Raw genomic sequence first — 19,661 nt, 5'->3', positions numbered from 1 at the left:
CAGGACTTCACCCGCTCCATTGGCAAGCAAGAGGATGTACGTATGAGCATGTTGCAAGAATTCAAAGCTTTCGCCGTACGCGGCAACGTCGTAGACATGGCGGTCGGCATTATCATCGGCGCCGCATTTGGCAAGGTGGTGTCGTCTTTCGTCAATAACGTGATCATGCCGCCGTTGGGCTTGCTGATCGGCGGTGTCGATTTTGCCGATCTTGAGGTTGTGCTGAAAGAAGCGGTTGGCGATCTGCCCGCCGTGACCCTGGGCTATGGCCTTTTTATCCAAAGCGTGGTCGACTTTCTGATCGTTGCCGCCGCCATTTTTGTCGCTGTAAAAGTAATGAACAACCTCAAGCGCAAGGAAGAGGCCGCGCCCAGTGCGCCACCTGCGCCCACCAAGGAAGAGTCGTTGCTGACCGAGATTCGCGATCTGCTCAAACAACAGAACAGTTGACCCCTGCCGGGGCGGGTCCCTGCCTACCCGCCCCTACTAGCTCCTACTAGCTCCTACTAGCCCATGCGAGCCGGGAGCTGCGATATACTGGCAGCCTCGATCGCAAACGGCCCGCGCATGCAGCTTCTAGAATCGCCTTACGGCACCCTGTCTCTTACCCGCTACCCGGCCACCCGCAACCCTACCTTGCAGGCCTTCGACGCGGCGGACCAATACCTGCTGAATCAGCTGCATGCGGCCCAGACCGGCGGCCCCTTGTTGATTATCAACGATCAGTTTGGTGCCCTGGCCTCTGCCCTGGCTGCGCAGCAGCCCTGCAGCTGGGGCGACTCCCACTTGAGCGAGTTGGCGCTGGCGGAGAATCTGCGCGCCAACCAGCAAGCGGCTGAACAGATAAGTTTTGTGCCCGGCAACCTGACACCGCCCGGTCCCTATCAGCGCGTGTTGCTGCGCATCCCGAAAAGTCTGAGCTTGCTGGAAGAGCAGTTGCGGCGTCTGCGTCCGTTGTTGGCACCCGGAGCAATAGTGATGGCCGGAGCCATGATCAAGCATCTGCCGACGCGTGCAGGCGATCTGCTGGCCAGCTATATCGGCCCTTACCAGGCTTCGCTCGGCTGGAAAAAAGCGCGCCTGCTCACAGCCGAATTCGAACCAGATCTGGTGCCGCCCAATCAGCCGCTCACTACCCGCTATGGGCTGGAGAATACCGACCTCAGCCTGTTGAATCTGCCCGGCGTATTCTCCCGTGAGCGACTCGACATCGGCACCCGCATACTCTTGCCGGTGGTTGCCCAGCAGGCGGTTACCGCGCAGCGCATCGCCGATTTGGGCTGCGGCAACGGCGCCTTGGGCCTGATGGCCGCGTTGCACAACCCGCAGGCGCAATTGTTGTTCTGTGACGAGTCATACGCCGCCGTCAGCAGCGCCCAGCAGAACTTTGCCGAGGCCTTTGCCGGACGCACCTCAGAGTTCCAGGTCAGCGACGGCTTGCGCGGCGTGGCCGAGCAGAGCCTTGACCTGGTGCTGTGCAACCCGCCCTTCCACCAGCAGCAGGTCATCGGCGACGAGAACGCCATGCGCCTGTTTCAGCAGAGCCGCAAGGCGTTGGCCCCCGGGGGCCGCCTGCTGGTCGTGGGCAACCGCCACCTGGGGTATCACGTCAAACTGAGACAGTACTTCAGCGACGTTAGCCAACTGGCGGCCAACAACAAGTTCGTGGTACTGCAGGCCACCTGATCAGTCTGGCAGCCCGGCAGCGCCCTTCTCGTTCTTGGCCAGTTTGTCGAGCACTCCCATGCCAAAGGCCGACACGACAAAGGTCATGTGAATGATCACGTACCACATGAGCTTGTCGTTGGGGATATTGATGGCGTTCATGAACACCTTGAGCAGGTGAATCGATGAGATGGCGACAATGGAGGCCGCCACTTTCATCTTCAGCGAACCCGAATCCATCTTGCCCAGCCAACTGAGCTTCTCGCGGCCATCCTCAATATCCAGCTGCGAAACAAAGTTCTCGTAGCCGGAAATCATCACCATCACCAGCAATCCGCCGACCAGCGCCATATCGACCAGCGACAGCACCACCAGAATCAGATCGGCCTCGGCAATCTCGAACAGATGCGGCGCCAGATGCCACAGCTCCTGAAAGAACTTGACCGCCAGCGCCATCAAGGCAAACGACAGGCCAAAATAGATTGGCGCCAGAATCCAGCGCGCCGAATACATCATGTTTTCCAGTAAACGCTCCATATACCGCTGCAACCTCAATCAGATGAACTTCAACAGGGCCTTATGATAGCAGCGCAGTTGTGCACAGTATCTGTGGATAACACTGTGCGCAAAACGCAGATAACTCTGTCCTGGCCTGTAAACGCTGGCGTTGCACCGCGCAGCTCAAAAAACACCCAATTCGCCGACCCGTAAACGGCGCCAGGCGAAATGGCTGCATCCCTAGTGCCGCGCAGCCTGCAGAAAGCTGACCAGCCGCCGAAATCCATACTTGCGCCGGCGGGTCAAGCCCCTCTTTGTGTGAACGGCCTGACATTGGCGAACAATGCTCAGGCAGCCCCTGTGGACAACTCTGTAGACAAGTCGGGTAAAACCCACCCAGACGCAGCAGCGTCAGGGGTCATTCCTTCTTGTCAGCGTCATCGTCCTTTTTATCCTCTTCGTCCTCTTCATCCTCTTCGCGGTCGCGTTCGGCAATTTCCGCCAGCCGCGCCACCACTCGAGCATTGATACTGCCCTCGGAAAAACCACCCTCGCCATCCATTTCGCCCGCCGCCTCACCCGCCAACAGCGACAGCGCTTCATCCACATTGGCCACCGCATACACCGCAAACTGACCGGCGCGTACGGCTTCCAGCACGGCGTCATCGAGCATCAGATTGGGCACATTGGAGCGCGGGATAATCGCGCCCTGCTCGCCGGTCAGGCCGCGTGCCTGACAAAGACGGAAGAACCCTTCGATCTTCTCGTTCACACCGCCGACTGCCTGCACCTCACCAAACTGGTTGATCGATCCGGTAATCGCGTAGCACTGCTGCAACGGCGTGCGCGACAGGGCCGAGATCAGGGTGCAGACTTCGCCCAGCGAAGCGCTGTCACCATCCACATAGCCGTAGGACTGCTCCAGCGCGATGCTGGCGGAAATCTCCAACGGATGGTTCTGCGCGTAGCGGCTGCCCATATAACCGGTGAGAATCATCACGCCCTTGGAATGAATGGGCTGCCCCAGATTCACCTCGCGCTCGATATCCACGATGCCACTGCCGCCAGGGTACACCGTGGCGCTAATGCGCGCCGGCACACCAAACACCGAATCGCCCACCTCAAGCACCGTCAGGCCATTGCATTTTCCCACCGCCGCGCCCTGGGTATCGATCAGGATGACGCCCGATACCATGTCTTCACGGATACGCGCGCTGACGCGGCCAGTACGGGTTTCCTTGGCGCGCAGGGCTCGCTCGATGTGCGCGGTGTCGGTGAGCTTGTCGCTGGCCAGCTGCCGCACAAAATCGGCCTCGGCCACCAATTGGAAGATATCGCTGATGCGCGCAGAGAGGCGCGTCTGGTGCTCGGCCAGGCGCGCACTGTAGGTCAACACCCGCGCCACTGCGGCAGCGGTAAGCGGTGCCAGGCCTTCCTCGGAAGTGCGCGTTTTAAGCAGCTGCGCCATGCCTTCGATGCTGTCGGTAGTACGCGGCAGGTCCTCGTCGAAATCGACCAGCACCCGGAACATCTCCTGAAAGTCCGGATCCAGCTCCTGCAGGGTGTAATACACCTGCCGCGAGCCAATGATGACCACCTTGAGATTCAGCGGAATAACCTGCGGCGATAGCGTGACTGTCGCCAGCCGGCCCATATCGGCCCATGGCGACTCCATCTTCAGGCGGCGCGAATGCAGGGCACGTTTCAGCGCTTCCCAGACGAACGGCTCGCCCAGCAGCTTCTCGGCCTCCAGCACCAGGTAACCCCCGTTGGCGTGATGCAACGCGCCAGAGCGGATATGTCGATAGCTGGTAACCAACCCGCCCTGCTCGGGGCTGTACTCCACGCGTCCGAACAGATTGTCGTAGGAGGGATGCGGTTCGTGCACCACCGGTGCGCCGCCGCTACCGTGATGACCAACGATGAGGCTGGGGCAATACTGCTCGGTCAGCATCTGCTTTTTGTAAGCGTCAGGCCTGGCTTCCAGCGCCCGCTCCTCGACCAGTTGGTCGATCACCGTCTTGAGCAGATTCTGGCGCATTGCCAACAGGTACTCGCACACCGCCTGGTTGCCGCAATAGGACTCCAGCAGCGGTTCAAGCAACGGTTGCAGGGCTTCGGTGATGGTCTCTTCGTTCAGCTCGCGCAGCAGGTTGCTGGATTCGCGCTTCCATTGCGGCAGACTGGACAGCGCTTCGTTGAGCACCTCCTCCAGTGAGGAAATGTCGGCATGGAAGCGGTCGCGCTCCTCCTCCGGCAACTGCGAGAACTCGGCCTCATCCAGCGCCTTGCCTTCCTTCATCGGGGTGAAGGCAATGTTCTGCGCATCGCGATAGATAGCGATACTCTTTTCCAGCGCGCGCCGCTCTACCGAGTCGATGGCGCGATCGTAGCGCTGGTTGAAGGCGCGGTCGATAGCGCTCTTTTTCTGTTGATAAGCCGGATGCTCGAAAACTGCCGGAAAGGTCGCCAGCAGATTATCGATCAACTGCTCTATGGTGGTGATCAGCTCACCTGCACTGCCGGGCGCCAGGGTGATCACCCAGGGCTCGCGCGGCTCGTCAAAGTTGTTGACGTAAACACAGTCCTGCGGCGTGATCTGCCGCTTGGCTTCGGCGCGCAAATAGCGCAACACGTAGGAGAAACGGCCAGTACCCGGCTCGCCCATGACGAAGACGTTATACCCCGGCCGGTGCATGGCCACCCCGAACTGCAGCGCCTCGACGGCGCGCTCCTGACCCAGAATGCCGCGAAAGGGCTCCAGATCATCGGTGGTGGTGAAGCCCATGTTGGCGAGATCAATGGGCACTGTAAGTTGTTCGGGCTTGAGGCGTAGCCTCTGGAGCAGCGCGGCGGAATCAGTGGTCATCCAGCATCCTTGGCAAACAGGGGGTGCAATAAAGTGCAGTCAAAGACAGCACTGAATAAAGTACGGCGAATCGTGCGACCGCAAGAGCAATAGGACAGCATCAGGGCATTGTTGCGCCGTGGGCCTTGCGCTGACAAGTCTCGAAGGCAGGCGGGACCTCTGGCGAAACACCCTGCGTTCAGCATACAGGCCCAGCTGCCCATGGCGTGACGGCCGAGCCAAGTACTGCTGTGCGATGAGCGCCAGTAGCTGTTGCGTATTGCCTTGGAGACGGCGAACGCGCGTGAGTCAATCCAGCTCGTCCAGCGCCACCGCAGGATCACCCAGCTCACGTACCAGCTCGCGCACCAATGGCTTCATGAAGAAGCTGCTCTGCGGCATCAGATCAACCCGTACGCCGTAGGCGGTCAGCTCGTCGGCGACTACCGGGCCGACTGCTGCCACCTTGAGCTTGCCAAGGGCCATCAGCAATTGCGCTTCACCCTGTTCACGTCGGCGCGCGATCTGGAACAGCCGCCGTACCTGGGTGGCACTGGTGAAGGCCACGGCGTCGACTTCTGCGGCCAGCAACGCATCGATCAGTTGATCGACGCGCGCATCTTCCACGTCGTCAGCATAAACGTATGGCGAAACGCTATGCACCTGGGCGCCAGCGGCGGTTAAAAAATCCACCAGCCGCAGATTGGGGTCAGTACCGTACAGCTGCACGCCAATACGCTGGCCAGCCAGATTTTCGTTTTTGAGGGTTTCAATCACGCCCTCTGTGGTTGGCGCGACGGCTACGCGATCGGCTTTCAGCCCAATTTTGCGCAGGGCCGCGCCGGGTTTGGGGCCGCGGGTCAGCTTGGGAATAGCACCCAGGGCCGCGACGAATTCGCCATGCAGGGTCCCGCCTTCGCGCTCGGCCAGCGAAACCATGCGCCGCAGACCTTCGCCGGTGAGCAGTATGAGTTGGTCAAAAGGTTGCGCGATCAACCCACGCATCCAGCTGAGGACCGGCGCTGGATCTGGCGCATCGTGAATGGACACCAGCGGACAACGCAAAACACGTGCGCCGCGCTTGGTCAGCATATCGGCGAACAGATCCAGCTCGCGGCTCTCCGGCAGTGCGATATGGCGGCCGTGCAAAGGCAGGTTTTCTGTGCTCATGGCGCTTTTCTCAATCAGGACGTATGGCCCATTGTGCGCAGCTACCTGGCAGTTGAAAAGCGTAACGCGCAATATCCATCTCGTTCCACGCCCACACCGCTGAGTTCCATCTTCACCAGCAGCGCCAGCCTCACCATCCAGGCCGGGATGGAACCCGCCAGTCCCAGGCAGCCCGGCCGCGTGTTATCAATCCCTGCGCAGGCAGCTAGTTCTCCCAACCACGACTATGCAGAATGGCGTCCAGCGTGCGGCTGACCGCGGTGCAGTTGCGCACCATCTCAACCTTCTCCCAGGTCGAGCGCTCGCCCTCGTGAATCAACCGGTGCATGGCCTCGCGGGTAGGTGGCGCCAGCAGACGCAGCGGGTGATCCCAGCGGTTGCGCAGAAAAATATTGATGTCGGCAATGTAGTCCTGCGCCAGCACCCCGTAGGTCAGGTGCTGCATCAGGCTGATAACCGGCGACTTGATACGGATATTGTCGCGACTGAAGCGCATGGCCTCCACCGCACCCAGCTTGAGAAAATGCGCCTGAAAATTCACCAGCGTGCGCAGCCGTGTGCGGGGCACATCGGGATCAGGGGTGATAGCCAACGCAGCGGGATTGGTCATACTGGAAATAAAGTGGTTTACCCCATACAGCCGCGCCAGGCGCTTGGCTGGCAGGTCATCGGCGAAGGAACCGTCGATCCATTTCATGCCCGGCAGATAAGGTACGGTTTCGCCAGCCGCGTTGCGACACATCAGAGTGACCGGCGGATAGATGCCATAGATCGCACAGGACGCCATTACCGCCGAGCGAATCAGCACATTGGGTGAGGTAATGGCGTTGAGCAAGCGCGGCGCCTGCTGCGTCGACAACCCCGTCACCGTGATGTTCAGCTTGCGGCCGGTCAGCTCAAAGGCCTCCTGAAAGGTCATGTCAGGGATGATCTTGGCCAGATAGTCTCGCAGGTTATCGGCGTCCATCGCTGGCCGACTGTTGCCCAACAAGGAGAGTGTGGGGCGAATGGCCGTGGTTTCTTCAACATCATGGTGCAGGTTGTCGATGGTCAGGCGCGCGGCGAGTTCATTGTCGTGATGGGTGCAAGCGGTGGCAGCGAGAATGGAGCCGGCGCTGCTGCCGGAAATGATTTCTGGCAACAGACCTTGCTCAAACAGCGCCTTGAGTACGCCGCTGTGAAAGAAGCCCAGTACTGCCCCGCCGCTGAGCATCAATGCCGAACGGCCATTGCAATGGCTGGCGCGAAGAAAGAAATCCTGCTTTTCCTCCAGCGAAATGACCTCATCAGAAACTTCGTTGAGGTCGTTCAGGGCGCCGCACAGCTCATCAATATAGCGCGTGATCAGATTCTTGGTCCCCAGTCGCGCCTTGTTGTACAACGAGGGCTTGCCCATGCCGCCAAGGTTGCCGTGAACCCCCTCGTTCAGAGCAAACAGCAACTGATGAAAGTCGCCGCGAAAGCGCAGATCGCGCAACACATCAAGCCGCTGGCGCAAGGAGCGGTAGTCATAACTTTCACAGGCATCGTCCTGCTTCCAGTCATCCAGCCCATGCTCGTGATCATACTCCGCCGCCAGCTCGGTCCACTCGTTGTAGGTCTCTGCCTTTTCCATCGCCTGCAACAAGGATTTGCTGCGCCCGCTTTGAAACAGTTTCAAGCCCATATCCATACCTCTGGCGCTTTACCAGCGCCTGTTGCCTTTCAATTGACTAGCGCGACGTGCCCGTCGAACGGGCCGGCTCCACATCCGATGTGGCTGCATCGGTTGGTGTTGTGGCAACTTTTCCGCCTTTGCGCTTGGAGGCGCTCGCCTTGTCGCGCGCTACCGCGTTGTCTGGATTATTGTCCGCCACGCGTGTTTCCCCCTCGCGGGTTTGCGCTGCCGATTGGCTGATCGCCGTCAGCGACTGTTGCTCGCTTTCCTGGGCATGGGCCGCTTCCAGCGCATGCAGAAGCTCCTGATACTCCTGAGTAGAAGCCTCCATGCAGGCAATATAGGTGTCCATGTCGCCCACTATCTTGCGGTCTGCCACCACGCCCAGATTCAGCTCGTCGTAGATACCGGTCATGCCATGACTGATGCCCATGCCATCGGAGACCGGTACCAGCGGAAATACATTGACGATCTTGGCGCCGGCGAAATAGCGCGGCTGCATACCCGGAATACCCGGCACATTGGTAATGACCGTGTTGAATAGCGGGAAGCGTCCGACCGAGCGGATACGGTTCTGTGTCCAGGCACCGAACGCGCGCAGGTAGGGCGGGATCATGTCGCCAAAGGCATTGCTCAAATCACAAAAAACCTCCTTGGCCAAAGGCACACCCTTGGCAGTGCGCCTTTGCACAGCCTGGAGCCGGTCAACCGGATTGGAAATATCGGTACCGATACCAATGAGCATGGCGGAAATCAGATTGCCACAATCGGTATTGGCTTCGCTCGGACGGACCGACACCGGGCACATGGAGACCAGCGATCCATTGGCCGGCAGCACGTTGTGGTGCGACAGATAACGGCGCATGCCGCCACCAATAATGGCAATGACCACATCGTTAAGGGTTGCACCTGGGCATAGCTGGCGCATGCGCTTGAGCTCCGAAATCCGCCAGGTAAAAGCCCCGTAGGAACGGTGCGGCGAGATTTGGGTATTGAAAATGCTCTTGGGTACCCGGGTCTGCTCCGGCTTGGCCTCATCGCGCAGGCGGCGAGCCAGTTCCAGGCCCTTACGGCCAACGGTCCAACCCGCCTTCATGCTACGCAGCGTCTGACTCATCATGCGCGGCGTGGTACGTGCCCACATTTCCAGACGAGTGGGAGCGCGCTCGGCGACCTCGACGCGGTCGCGACGGCCATATTCATGCTCGGCCGTTTCTTCCATCATGGCGGTGGTCAGCTCCAGGCTGGCCTTGCCGTCCACATAGGCGTGATGGAAACGAATCAGCACCGCAAAGCTGTTGGGGGGGATACCCTCGACGTTGTTCACCCCCTCGATGATGTAGATCTCCCAGGGCGCGCGCTCCATATCCACACTGCGCGACATGGTCCGCGCGGTGAAAATGCACAGCTGTCGCCAGTCCCCCGGCTGCGGCAAACCCACGTGGCGCACGTGGTACTCCAGATCAAAATTCTCATCGTCCAGCCAGTATGGGTCATCCAGCTGCAAGGGCGCCTGCTCCAACCGACGGCGGAAGAAGGACGTGGTGTTCAGGCGATCGGAGATGTACTGCAGCACTTCCTTGTGTCGCACCAGCCCACCAGGCGCACTGCTTTGGTCGCAAAGCCAGAGGCTGCCGATCATCATGGGCTGATTCGGCGCCTCGAAATAGTAAAAATGGGAATCCATGGGGGTGAGCTGTTTCATCGTAGAAATCCTCGAGCCGGGTAGGTGTATTTGATTCATCACCAAGCATCGCCGTCCCGCGAGCGGCAGACCTTGATTCAAGTCAAGCAGTTAAGCCAGAAATGTAAAACGCACCAAAAAACAGCCATCGCTTCAAAACGACGTAATTTGAGGCTGAACAGGATAATGCAATTTTGTGACCAATTGGTCACAGCAGGCGGAATAGTGGCCACAGCTCACAAAATTGGCGTTGCAAGCCGCAATTCAGAGCTTTTATCCCCGCGCAGATGAAGCGACATATTTCAAAATTAATCCGCATCCGGCCCGGCAAAGTCGCGCCATAATGGTGCGCAACAGCCGTACCCGGCGCGTATAAGTTGGCCGGTCAATGCTGCAGCGGGTGATGGATTTCGTCGGAGACAGGAATTTCACTAACGCCTGACACGGCAGCACGTCACCAGCTCTCACAGGGGGTTTTGTGCGTGTTGAGGTAATGCTGCGAACGGCAATAAGCGCCCCGGACGTGCCTTCGCAAGGTCCTGTGGATCGAGTGCGCCTTCGAAACGGCAGATTGGCTTTGCTCTTCAGCTACGCAGCCTTTGCTCTCCCTAGCGCCAGCGCCACTGAAATCGATATAGTTGCCTTGGCAAGTCGACACCTCAGCACGGCAGGACTACCAACTACCGAAGGGAATCTCGTGGGTTTCGAGATAGTGCTGGGCTGCAGGATCCAGAGGCAGCGCGTAGCGGCCATTGGTTTGTCCACGACTTGGACCTTCCGGATTTATTGAGCCTTCGAAACGGCCGATTTCGATGGGTTCAAGACAAGCGCCTGTAAGCCAGGCTTTGACAATTCCACCAGGCGCCAACCCCAAGGTGATGGCGTAGCGATACGCGGTTATATTTTTCTCATCGAAGCGACAGTAGGCTTCGTGGCCGGTAAGCATTTCGACACGAGCCCATTCAGGAATATCTATACGCGCATTATAGGTTTGCGGCTCTGCCAGTGATTGCCAGCGGACAGAGACAGTTTTTGGCAAGGCAAGCCCTGTCATAGGTCGCGTCTTGCCAACCCCTGGCCTCGCTGGCCAGCCTGTTGGATCTCCACGATTTTCGGGAGGGTTAGTAACCGACGATACCCCACCATGCACGCGCAGGTATTTACGCCCATATAGATCTGTCACGTCCACGCTTTCTACCCAAACCTCCATATAGTTCGGCGCTATAAGTCCAATCTCCCAAGCTCGGTATGGCAACTCCTCGATGTGCTCGCGCTTTTCTGTTGCTACACACCCCATGAGCACCAGAAGTAGTAGCAACGCCATTGGAACTTTATTCATTGCGCGCCCCCGAAAGTTACTGACTGGCATATGTGGCTCTCTCGTTTCCATCCCGTGGCTTGTTGGGGAACAGACCCCATTTTGCGTTCCAATTGGCAGAAGAATGTATGTAATGGCCGTGCAGGAAGCGCCCTTCAGTCTCCGACAACACTGCGCTTTTCCGGTCAGCGGCTGCCGCTAGAATCTTGGTAGCGATAGCCCCTAGCGCTTCAGGTATCGCAAACGCGAGCGTACTCGGGATTTTTTTGAAGGGTACGTTGTGCAAAACTGCTTTCGCATGCATCACCGTCGCCGACACTTTGGAAAGGTCTCCACGCACAAACCGGTCCATTGCCAAGATCAGCAATATATCTCCTGATCCGCCCAGCCCTGTCCGCCTCTCGTATTCCCTGGGCAGAATAATTTCCTGCTTTATAAACCGCCCGTTCCCAGGCAATCCCGTGGCACGAAATCTAGCCTCCTCTGCCTCACGTTGTCGCCACGCGTGAGACCGCTCCAGCTTGAATCTGTCAATACCACTTAACGAGTAGTAATCGCCGCGAACCAACTGTGGCCGTCCCAGTAACACCTTTTCTCGCGTTACCGCAGGGTATCCGCCCCCGAGATTAGAATGCACACCCGGTAAAACCAGCTCTTCATGAACTTCGCTCCCGGCTGCGTTTACACGGTTAAGGCTGAAGTTGTGCCTATGCTCGTCAGCGGCAGTGAGATGTACAACCTTGTTGGCGCAATCTGGTGCAAGGTGCAAGTTAACTCCTGGGTTGTAGGCATTACCGACGCTAAGCTCTCCGCCTGCTGGGTCGCCGATAGCGGCGACAGTATCGAACAGCCCAATGAAGTTGATACTTGTATGATTTGACCACTCGAATTCATCCACCATAACGGCCAATACGCTGCTGAAATGAGGCGCGAGCACTCCGCCTCCAGCCGCACATACCTCATTGGCAAAATGTCTTGCGGCCGCAGCTCCTCGACTGAAACCGAAAACGTCGAACTGAATTCTCTCTATCAGGAACTGAGGATTGTTATCTACCAGCTCACGGAACTTTTTAAGAATGAGCTGCGGACTTTGCTTTACTCGCTCAACGACCCCCGTCTCACCTTGCCCAAATGCGTAGCCCGTCAAAGAATCGGGCTGCCCCGCCGTGGAACCGATGCCATCAATGTAAACCGCAAGGCTAGCTTCAGTATCATGCGTGCCGAGCGTCAAATCAGCCTGATCAAGATACAAGTCATACAACAACGCCACATTGCTGGCTTCATTCCCGTAACTGTTATCCGGCGTCGCCTCAAAACGCCCTTCGGCGGAAAACTCGCCGTAGCCATTTTCTTCACAGAAAACGCGAATGCGCTCCAGCTCTTCGGGCTCAAACAGATTCAGATCCTGCCGTCGGCACTCCGCGGTAAAGGCTGCGTTGTTCATATTGTTCAGGGTGCCGTCGAAAAACATCCCTATCCGCAGGGTGATACGTTGCTGCAACGGCAGCTCTTGCTCGTCTTCCTCCTCTTCTTCCTCAACGGAAAACGGCAGGGCTTCGCCAACTGCGCCTTGGCGCAACTGCTGAGCGGGTACTGCTCCGCCCGGCGCGAGCAGTTGGCTGTTGCCGCCCTCCCCGCTGGCCGCAACAACAGCGCCACCAATCACCACCGTGCCCGAGCCGCCTATGACTACATCACCATGCGTGCCAGTACTGCCGAGCACTGCAGCAGGCCGGCCATTGATCAGCACATTGGGGACTACCTGGCTGGCCAGAGTACTGCCGCAAGCGATGGTGTCACCCATTCGCGCAGCGGGCTGGCCATCAATCAGTACATCTGGTGAGCCGGTAACAATGGTATTGCTGCCGTGGCCCTTTTTCGGACAATGGGTAGGGTCGCCCTGGCGGGCTGCGGGTTTGCCTGTCATGCCGGTTTCCTTTTAGCTGGTCTCACTCCTGTGAAAAACGAGGCTAGAAAGCTAGTGCGGCGGGGGCAATTGCTTTGCGGGCAGTTTGTGACGCAGTGCGCGTCAGCCCGATGAAATAGGCGTGCGCACAAACCAATCGCCCTGCTTCAACACTATCCGCGTTCAGGAACAGAAGCCAAGCCAGCGGCGCTGCACGTGCACCAACCCGGCACTCATTGGTGCGCCCCGACATCCATGGGGATAGCGGGTGGCACTTGCCGGCACCCACCTTTCGAGCACCTCTACCTCTGCGCTCCGCTTTTGACTGCAAATACGCCAGCATCGTCCCAGACAGAGAGACCATTGACCTGCATCAACAAAAGGATGCCGGCATAGCAGCACACTGCCCTTGAGATGGCAGGCTCCCGCACCTGCTTTGCCACTTTGATGACAAGGACTTGATCATGAATAGACACCTCATCTGCATGTTACTGACTGGCAGCCTGTGCGCACCGCTACAGGCCGAGCGCCTGAAGAATGAACCTATTCAGCCGATCGAGCCTACGCACATTGACGAGCCGGCGAAGGTAGAGCTGGGCAAGAAGCTGTTCTTTGACCCACGGCTATCGCGCTCGGGCTTTATCTCCTGCAATTCATGCCACAACCTGAGCATGGGCGGCAGCGATAACCTGCCCTCATCCATCGGTCATAAATGGCAGGAGGGCCCCATCAACTCGCCAACCGTGCTCAACTCCAGCATGAATGTCGCGCAGTTCTGGGACGGCCGCGCCGCCACACTACAGGAGCAAGCTGGCGGCCCGATCAGCAACCCGATGGAAATGGCTTCTACCCACGTGCTGGCCTTGGATGTACTGCGCTCCATACCCCAATACCGCCAGGAGTTTGCCAGTATCTATGGCAGCGATCAGATCGACATCAAGCAAGTGACCGACGCCATCGCCGCCTTTGAAGAAACCCTGGTCACGCCCAACTCACGCTTCGATCAATGGCTCAAGGGTGATGACAATGTACTGACCCAGGCCGAGCTGGATGGCTATCAAACTTTCAAGGACATCGGCTGCACTGCCTGCCACAACGGCCCTGCCGCTGGCGGTACCTCATTCCAGCGCATGGGCATCGTCGAGCCCTACGTGACCAAGAACCCGGCCGAAGGCCGCGTGGCGGTCACCGGGAAAGACGCAGACCGCTTTTCGTTCAAAGTCCCCACCCTGCGCAACGTAGAGCTGACCTACCCCTACTTTCATGATGGTGCGCACTGGAAACTGGAAGAGGCGGTAGACCTCATGGCCCGCCTGCAGCTAGGCCGCAAGCTGCCGAAGGAAGACATCGATAACATGACCGCCTTTCTCAAAACCCTGACCGGCGACCAACCCGACTTCCGTATTCCGCAACTGCCACCATCGAACAATGCAACGCCGATACCGGTGCCGTTTGCGACTGAGTGAGGCGTGACGGGGTAGAGAAATATGCTCGCGACGCAGCCTGCGTAAGAGCATTTGCTGGGAAGGGTCGAGCACCAGCTCGATCCAAAGTCATCAGCGAACGCAGTAGTGAAGCCGAACCCCGCCCGAGGCGAGAGCTGTTGCAGGATAGCGAAGGTTTAGCACTAGGGATCCACAGGCGGTGTAAACCTCGGTACTCTGGTCGAGCGTACCAGTGGCTACCTGATGCTGATGAAAATGAATGATGCGACGGCAACCTCGCGATCAACGGTTTCAACGCTGCCCTCAATGGCATGCCGCTGGCGATGCGCAAGAGCATGGCATACGGCCGGGGCTAGGAATTCGCACGGCATGCTGAAATCGCCCGCCAAACGGGCGTGACGATTTATTTCTGGGACCCGAATGGCCCCTGACAGCCCGGCAGCAACAAAAAAACATCAATTGCTTGATCCGTTGATACCTGCCGAAGAGGAGCGACTTGTCGGTACATTTGTCAGGAAGAGCTGAACGCGATTGCACTGGAACTGAAGATGCGTCCACGTAAGCTACTTTTGAACCGACGGCCGGGTACCCAAAAGCAGAAACAACAACCCCCGGCTAGCCGGGGATTGTTGTTAGAGCTTGGAATCGAGATCAGAGTTAAGCCAAGAAGGGGCTCATCAAGCTCTAATTAGTACGTTGCTCACAGAAAGCTTTTATTCGGCTTCACAAGTACCTGGAAGCCAGCTTGCCTTAGCATTGCCAGTAGCGGTACCGGTGCATACCCACTCGCTGACAGTAAAACCGCCCGAAGTTGAGCCATCTGCAGCGCCAGTGAAGTCAGTGGCAGCAGCATTAGCCGCCGCTTCGCCATCTGCGCCCGCTTTTTTCGGGGTAAGCTTAATAGTCAAACCAGTCATGTCGGAAGTGCCCGTTGCAGTAATCACACCAGCAGCGCTAACAGCCAAATCACTCACATATTTGGTTTCGGTAAAACCAGTATCGCAATCATCGGGATCTTTAGCGACTTGTGCTTTTTCGCTGACACAGGTCCGAGCCGTGCTTGCCGCCAGCATAATTTCAGATGCTTTTGCACGATTGGTGTAATCCTGATACGCAGGCAGAGCAATAGCAGCCAGAATACCAATGATCGCAACTACGATCATAAGCTCGATCAATGTAAAACCTTTTTGAGCCTTCATAATTAACTCCTTTGATGTGGTTTAGCCTCGTGGCTGAAAAACCCTATGCACGAATCACGCCAGGAACTGCCGCCTCGGTTTCCAAGCATAAAGGCCGGGGCATTTCCAGACATAAGCGTAAGTCGCTGCCCAGCCATGTCACCACCTGACGTTTTTTGTCACTCTGGAGGGGGAATGGCGCCGAATATTTTTTTGCGGTGCACTCTAACGTCCGCCTGTACTATAGTCGCGATAACCAACGTGATTAATCAGAGACGCCAAAGGATTATGGAAACCGCCGCTTTAACAGGGCTGGCACGCCGCATCGTTCAGGATGGGCTATTGGATGCCGACACTGCCGCCAAGGCAAGCCAGCAAGCCAGCCAGGACAAGATCCCGCTTATAACTCATCTGGTTCAACGCAAGCTTGCGAGTTCCCGTGATTTGGCGATGGTATGCGCGGAAGAGTTTGGTTACCCCTATCTCGACCTCGCTTCACTGGATAAAGAGGCCCAACCGGGCGACCTAGTCAGTGAGAAGCTAATTCGTCAGCATTGCGTCATGCCGCTGTTTAAGCGCGGCTCTCGCCTTTATCTGGCTATTTCTGACCCTACCAACCAGCAAGCCTTGAGCGATATTCAGTTCAATACCGGCCTGATGACAGATGCGGTCATTGTTGAAGACGACAAGCTGCATGCCGCTATCGACAAGTACCTAGATAGCCCTACCGGTGGTTTGGGTGATATGGCCGACGCTGATCTGGACGATTTGGACGTCCAGGCGGTAACTGACGACGACAAGAAAGATGCGGGTACTGATGCGGACGACGCACCCATCGTTCGCTTTGTAAACAAGATGCTGCTAGACGCTGTGCGCATGGGGTCGTCTGATTTGCATTTTGAACCCTATGAAAAAACCTACCGCGTGCGCTTCCGCACCGACGGCATTTTGCATGAAGTCGCCAAACCACCGCAGCAACTGGGTGTTCGTATCGCAGCGCGCTTGAAGGTTATGTCCTCCATGGATATGGCCGAGCGGCGCAAGCCGCAGGACGGCCGTATCAAGATGAAGATATCCAAGAACAAGGCTATCGATTTTCGCGTAAACACTCTTCCCACGCTTTGGGGTGAAAAGGTGGTACTACGTATTCTGGATTCTGAAAGCGCCAAAATGGGTATTGATGCCCTTGGCTATGAAGAGGATCAGAAGAAGATGTTTATGGCCGCACTTGAGCGGCCACAAGGCATGATTTTGGTAACCGGGCCTACCGGCTCAGGCAAAACGGTTTCGCTATATACCGGCCTGAATATTCTAAATACCATGGAGCGCAATATCTCCACGGCGGAAGACCCCGTTGAAATCAACCTGGAAGGCATCAACCAGGTAAACGTAAACCCCAAGCAGGGGCTGGACTTTGCCAAAGCGTTGCGCGCCTTTTTGCGTCAAGACCCGGACATCATCATGGTCGGTGAGATCCGCGACCTTGAAACCGCCGAGATTGCCATCAAGGCGGCGCAGACTGGTCACATGGTGATGTCTACCCTGCACACCAACAGCGCTGCTGAGACGCTCACCCGGCTACGCAACATGGGCGTCCCCTCCTTCAACATTGCCACCTCAGTGAACTTGATCATTGCGCAACGGCTGGCCCGGAGGCTTTGTAAAAGTTGCAAGAAGCCCATGGAGGTACCGCAAGAAACGCTGCGCGAGGAAGGCTTCAGCGAAGAGAAAATCGCCGCCGGCATTACAATTTTTGGGCCAGTGGGTTGCGAAAACTGTAAAGATGGTTATAAAGGACGTGTTGGGATTTATGAAGTCGTCAAAATCACCCCTGCGATGCAGCGCATTATCATGGAAGACGGCAATTCTATACAAATTTCTGATGTAGCCCAGAGCGAAGGCTTCAGAAGCTTGCGTCAATCTGCCCTTATGAAGGCAGAGGAAGGCGTCACCAGCCTGGCGGAAGTTAACCGAGTGACCAAGGATTAAGTCATGGCGCAACAAGCAGCACTAAAAAAGAAACCTGCAGCTGCCAAAAAGAAGGCCAAGGAAGAGAAAATCTTTCCCTTCAAATGGGAGGGGAAGGATCGCAACGGCACTAAAATTTCCGGTGAAATACAGGGCACCAATGCCGCACTGGTGAAGAACCAGCTGCGTAAGCAAGGCATATGGGTGGTCAAGATCAACAAAAAATCCACGCTGTTCGCTAAGCGCTCGAAGAAAATCAAGCCGCTGGACATAGCATTTTTTACCCGTCAGCTGGCTACCATGATGGAATCGGGCGTCCCTATCATTCAAGCGTTTGAAATTATCGCTGAGGGCGCTGAAAACCCTAATATGGCCAAGCTCGTTAATGAGATTAAAACGGACGTGGCTGCGGGCAATACGTTGGCCGACTCATTGCGCCAACATCCCAAATATTTTGACGATCTGTTCTGCAATTTGGTGGAGTCAGGCGAACAATCAGGCCGATTAGAATCTCTTCTAGACCGTATCGCGACTTACAAAGAGAAGACTGAGGCCCTGAAGGCCAAGATCAAAAAAGCCATGACTTACCCGATTTCGGTTGTTGTGGTTGCGATCATTGTTACAGCAATTATGTTGCTGAAAGTGGTGCCTAGCTTTCAGGAAGTGTTTTCCAGTTTTGGAGCTGATTTGCCGGGCTTTACGCTCTTTGTTATCGGGCTGTCCGAATGGCTGCAAGATTGGTGGTTTATTTTCCTCGTGATTATCATCGTGGGCGGCTATGCCTATGGGAAAGCCCACGTGAAGTCGAAAAAGCTTCGAGATGCAGAAGACCGGGCGCTACTAAAAGCCCCGATAGTGGGCGACATAATTTATCAGGCGGCCGTAGCACGATACGCCCGGACGCTTTCTACAACTTTTGCAGCGGGGGTACCCCTAGTAGACGCACTTGATTCCGTGGCAGGTGCGGCCGGAAATGTCGTTTTTTATAACGCGGTAATGAAGATTAAGGAAGACGTTTCTGCCGGTTCACAGCTGAACTTCTCTATGCGCACTACCAACGTCTTTCCTTCGCTGGCTGTGCAAATGGCAGGCATCGGCGAAGAATCCGGTAATCTCGACGGCATGCTGGAAAAGGTAGCTGATTACTACGAGGCAGAAGTCGACAACAAAGTAGATAACCTCACCACCCTGCTTGAACCCATGATCATGTGCGTGCTGGGTGTGCTGGTTGGCGGCCTGATCGTGGCTATGTACCTCCCCATCTTCCAGCTCGGTAACGTCGTCTAACCCCATGCAGCTTCTCGATTACCTGGCCAGCCACGCGCTGGCCTTTATTTTGCTCGCAGGGCTACTAGGCCTGATAATCGGCAGCTTCCTGAACGTGGTGATCCATCGCCTACCCAGGATGATGGAAGCCCAGTGGCTGCAACAGAGCAGAGAGATGCTGGAGCCGGACGCGTTACATCAGGAACAACCCACCTACAACCTGATTCTGCCGCACTCACACTGCCCCCATTGCGATACCGAGATAAAAGCCTGGCAAAACTTGCCAGTTATCAGCTATCTGCTGTTGAAGGGCCGTTGTGGCAGTTGCAAAGCGCCTATAAGCACGCGCTACCCACTGGTAGAACTGCTCACCGCAGCGCTTTCAATGGTGATCGCCTGGCAATACGGTTTTGGCTGGCCAGCAGGCGGCATGCTGGTACTGACCTGGGGATTGATCAGCCTCAGCATGATCGATGCCGACACCCAACTGTTACCGGATTCGCTGGTGCTGCCCCTGCTTTGGCTGGGTTTGATTGCCAATAGCTTTGGTATGTATACATCGCTGAACGAGGCACTCTGGGGCGCGGTGGCGGGCTATCTGAGCCTGTGGTCAGTTTATTGGCTGTTCAAGCTGGTCACCGGCAAGGAAGGCATGGGTTATGGCGACTTCAAACTGCTGGCCATGCTGGGCGCCTGGGGTGGCTGGCAGATATTGCCATTAACCATTCTGCTGTCCTCGCTGGTGGGCGCCATACTCGGCATCATCATTCTGAAAACCCGCGGGCAGGACAACACCACTCCCCTGCCCTTTGGCCCCTACCTCGCCATTGCGGGCTGGATTGCTCTGATATGGGGTGAGACAATCACCGGCAGCTACCTGCAGTTCGCCGGCTTTTAGAGGCTGTCCGGGAATAGCGACCGTAGCGAGGGGAAGTCGGTTTGAGGCAGTTTTTGTGCTCTCTTGAGGTGAATAGTCGCTCTATTTAACGAAAAAAAGCGCGCAAAATGACCAATCCGGATTTTCCGCAGTAGGTCCGTCTGTTCTCGGGCAGCCTCCC

The 19,661-nt window shown here is 56.9% G+C and carries 14 protein-coding genes and 1 pseudogene; 7 read left to right on the top strand and 8 right to left on the bottom strand.

Translation table 11 applies throughout. The features are described 5' to 3' along the window. Positions 1 to 42 precede the first annotated feature (42 nt). On the top strand, positions 43 to 450 hold the full coding sequence (gene mscL, locus V7756_RS02710) for a large-conductance mechanosensitive channel protein MscL (RefSeq protein ID WP_335608611.1): 408 nt from the start codon (positions 43 to 45) through the stop codon (positions 448 to 450). 117 nt (positions 451 to 567) lie between these two features. Next, complete coding sequence (locus tag V7756_RS02705) at positions 568 to 1,686, top strand: methyltransferase (RefSeq protein WP_335608610.1); 1,119 nt, start codon at positions 568 to 570, stop codon at positions 1,684 to 1,686. Here V7756_RS02705 and V7756_RS02700 read toward each other — a convergent pair whose 3' ends face one another. The 7 genes from V7756_RS02700 to V7756_RS02670 form a co-directional block, all read right to left on the bottom strand. Further along, positions 1,687 to 2,202 carry a TIGR00645 family protein gene (locus V7756_RS02700; RefSeq protein WP_335608609.1) on the bottom strand — a complete coding sequence of 172 codons (516 nt, stop codon included), beginning with the start codon at positions 2,200 to 2,202 and terminating at the stop codon, positions 1,687 to 1,689. Between the two features lie 379 nt (positions 2,203 to 2,581). Continuing rightward, the gene (locus V7756_RS02695; protein ID WP_335608608.1) at positions 2,582 to 5,032 is read right to left on the bottom strand and encodes a Lon protease family protein; all 2,451 of its coding nucleotides are present in this window, start codon (positions 5,030 to 5,032) and stop codon (positions 2,582 to 2,584) included. A gap of 288 nt (positions 5,033 to 5,320) precedes the next feature. After that, complete coding sequence (locus tag V7756_RS02690; RefSeq protein WP_335608607.1) at positions 5,321 to 6,181, bottom strand: uroporphyrinogen-III synthase; 861 nt, start codon at positions 6,179 to 6,181, stop codon at positions 5,321 to 5,323. 205 nt (positions 6,182 to 6,386) lie between these two features. Continuing rightward, positions 6,387 to 7,841 (bottom strand): DUF3336 domain-containing protein, encoded by a 1,455-nt coding sequence (locus V7756_RS02685; RefSeq protein WP_335608606.1) that lies wholly within the window; start codon positions 7,839 to 7,841, stop codon positions 6,387 to 6,389. Between the two features lie 52 nt (positions 7,842 to 7,893). Next, entirely contained in the window at positions 7,894 to 9,543 is a 1,650-nt protein-coding gene (locus V7756_RS02680; protein ID WP_335608605.1) for a wax ester/triacylglycerol synthase family O-acyltransferase, read from the bottom strand. A gap of 652 nt (positions 9,544 to 10,195) precedes the next feature. Beyond that, entirely contained in the window at positions 10,196 to 10,861 is a 666-nt protein-coding gene (locus tag V7756_RS02675; protein ID WP_335608604.1) for a DUF2931 family protein, read from the bottom strand. A gap of 16 nt (positions 10,862 to 10,877) precedes the next feature. After that, positions 10,878 to 12,767 (bottom strand): PAAR domain-containing protein, encoded by a 1,890-nt coding sequence (locus tag V7756_RS02670; RefSeq protein ID WP_335608603.1) that lies wholly within the window; start codon positions 12,765 to 12,767, stop codon positions 10,878 to 10,880. A 443-nt stretch (positions 12,768 to 13,210) separates the two neighbouring features. Between V7756_RS02670 and V7756_RS02665 the strand changes: the two genes are divergently transcribed. Next, on the top strand, positions 13,211 to 14,212 hold the full coding sequence (locus V7756_RS02665) for a cytochrome-c peroxidase (RefSeq protein ID WP_335608602.1): 1,002 nt from the start codon (positions 13,211 to 13,213) through the stop codon (positions 14,210 to 14,212). A gap of 186 nt (positions 14,213 to 14,398) precedes the next feature. Then, a pseudogene (locus V7756_RS02660) lies at positions 14,399 to 14,754 on the top strand (IS30 family transposase); the annotation flags it as partial. A 150-nt stretch (positions 14,755 to 14,904) separates the two neighbouring features. On the opposite strand, the gene V7756_RS02655 reads toward V7756_RS02660, so the two are convergent. Next, positions 14,905 to 15,390 carry a pilin gene (locus V7756_RS02655; RefSeq protein ID WP_335608601.1) on the bottom strand — a complete coding sequence of 162 codons (486 nt, stop codon included), beginning with the start codon at positions 15,388 to 15,390 and terminating at the stop codon, positions 14,905 to 14,907. Positions 15,391 to 15,654: 264 nt separating this feature from the next. Between V7756_RS02655 and pilB the strand changes: the two genes are divergently transcribed. The 3 genes from pilB to V7756_RS02640 are packed head-to-tail and all read left to right on the top strand — an operon-like array spanning position 15,655 to position 19,501. Continuing rightward, positions 15,655 to 17,358 carry a type IV-A pilus assembly ATPase PilB gene (gene pilB / locus V7756_RS02650; protein WP_335608645.1) on the top strand — a complete coding sequence of 568 codons (1,704 nt, stop codon included), beginning with the start codon at positions 15,655 to 15,657 and terminating at the stop codon, positions 17,356 to 17,358. Between the two features lie 3 nt (positions 17,359 to 17,361). Beyond that, positions 17,362 to 18,624 carry a type II secretion system F family protein gene (locus V7756_RS02645; RefSeq protein WP_335608600.1) on the top strand — a complete coding sequence of 421 codons (1,263 nt, stop codon included), beginning with the start codon at positions 17,362 to 17,364 and terminating at the stop codon, positions 18,622 to 18,624. A 4-nt stretch (positions 18,625 to 18,628) separates the two neighbouring features. Continuing rightward, positions 18,629 to 19,501: a prepilin peptidase gene (locus tag V7756_RS02640; protein ID WP_335608599.1), complete on the top strand. Its 873-nt coding sequence runs from the start codon at positions 18,629 to 18,631 to the stop codon at positions 19,499 to 19,501. Positions 19,502 to 19,661 lie beyond the last annotated feature (160 nt).

This window comes from Halopseudomonas sp. (assembly GCF_036961105.1).
GTDB lineage: Bacteria > Pseudomonadota > Gammaproteobacteria > Pseudomonadales > Pseudomonadaceae > Halopseudomonas.
The sequence above is the reverse complement of the archived record's forward strand: the minus strand, read 5'-3'. Positions and strand labels throughout refer to the sequence as shown.

Bases quoted from the DNA above. Each gene is read 5' to 3' on its own strand.
- V7756_RS02700 (WP_335608609.1), bottom strand. From the start codon at position 2,202: ATGGAGCGTTTACTGGAAAACATGATGTATTCGGCGCGCTGGATTCTG.
- V7756_RS02695 (WP_335608608.1), bottom strand. From the start codon at position 5,032: ATGACCACTGATTCCGCCGCGCTGCTCCAGAGGCTACGCCTCAAGCCC.
- V7756_RS02680 (WP_335608605.1), bottom strand. From the start codon at position 9,543: ATGAAACAGCTCACCCCCATGGATTCCCATTTTTACTATTTCGAGGCG.
- V7756_RS02675 (WP_335608604.1), bottom strand. From the start codon at position 10,861: ATGAATAAAGTTCCAATGGCGTTGCTACTACTTCTGGTGCTCATGGGG.
- V7756_RS02655 (WP_335608601.1), bottom strand. From the start codon at position 15,390: ATGAAGGCTCAAAAAGGTTTTACATTGATCGAGCTTATGATCGTAGTT.
- mscL (WP_335608611.1), top strand. From the start codon at position 43: ATGAGCATGTTGCAAGAATTCAAAGCTTTCGCCGTACGCGGCAACGTC.
- V7756_RS02645 (WP_335608600.1), top strand. From the start codon at position 17,362: ATGGCGCAACAAGCAGCACTAAAAAAGAAACCTGCAGCTGCCAAAAAG.
- V7756_RS02665 (WP_335608602.1), top strand. From the start codon at position 13,211: ATGAATAGACACCTCATCTGCATGTTACTGACTGGCAGCCTGTGCGCA.
- V7756_RS02705 (WP_335608610.1), top strand. From the start codon at position 568: ATGCAGCTTCTAGAATCGCCTTACGGCACCCTGTCTCTTACCCGCTAC.
- V7756_RS02690 (WP_335608607.1), bottom strand. From the start codon at position 6,181: ATGAGCACAGAAAACCTGCCTTTGCACGGCCGCCATATCGCACTGCCG.
- V7756_RS02640 (WP_335608599.1), top strand. From the start codon at position 18,629: ATGCAGCTTCTCGATTACCTGGCCAGCCACGCGCTGGCCTTTATTTTG.
- V7756_RS02670 (WP_335608603.1), bottom strand. From the start codon at position 12,767: ATGACAGGCAAACCCGCAGCCCGCCAGGGCGACCCTACCCATTGTCCG.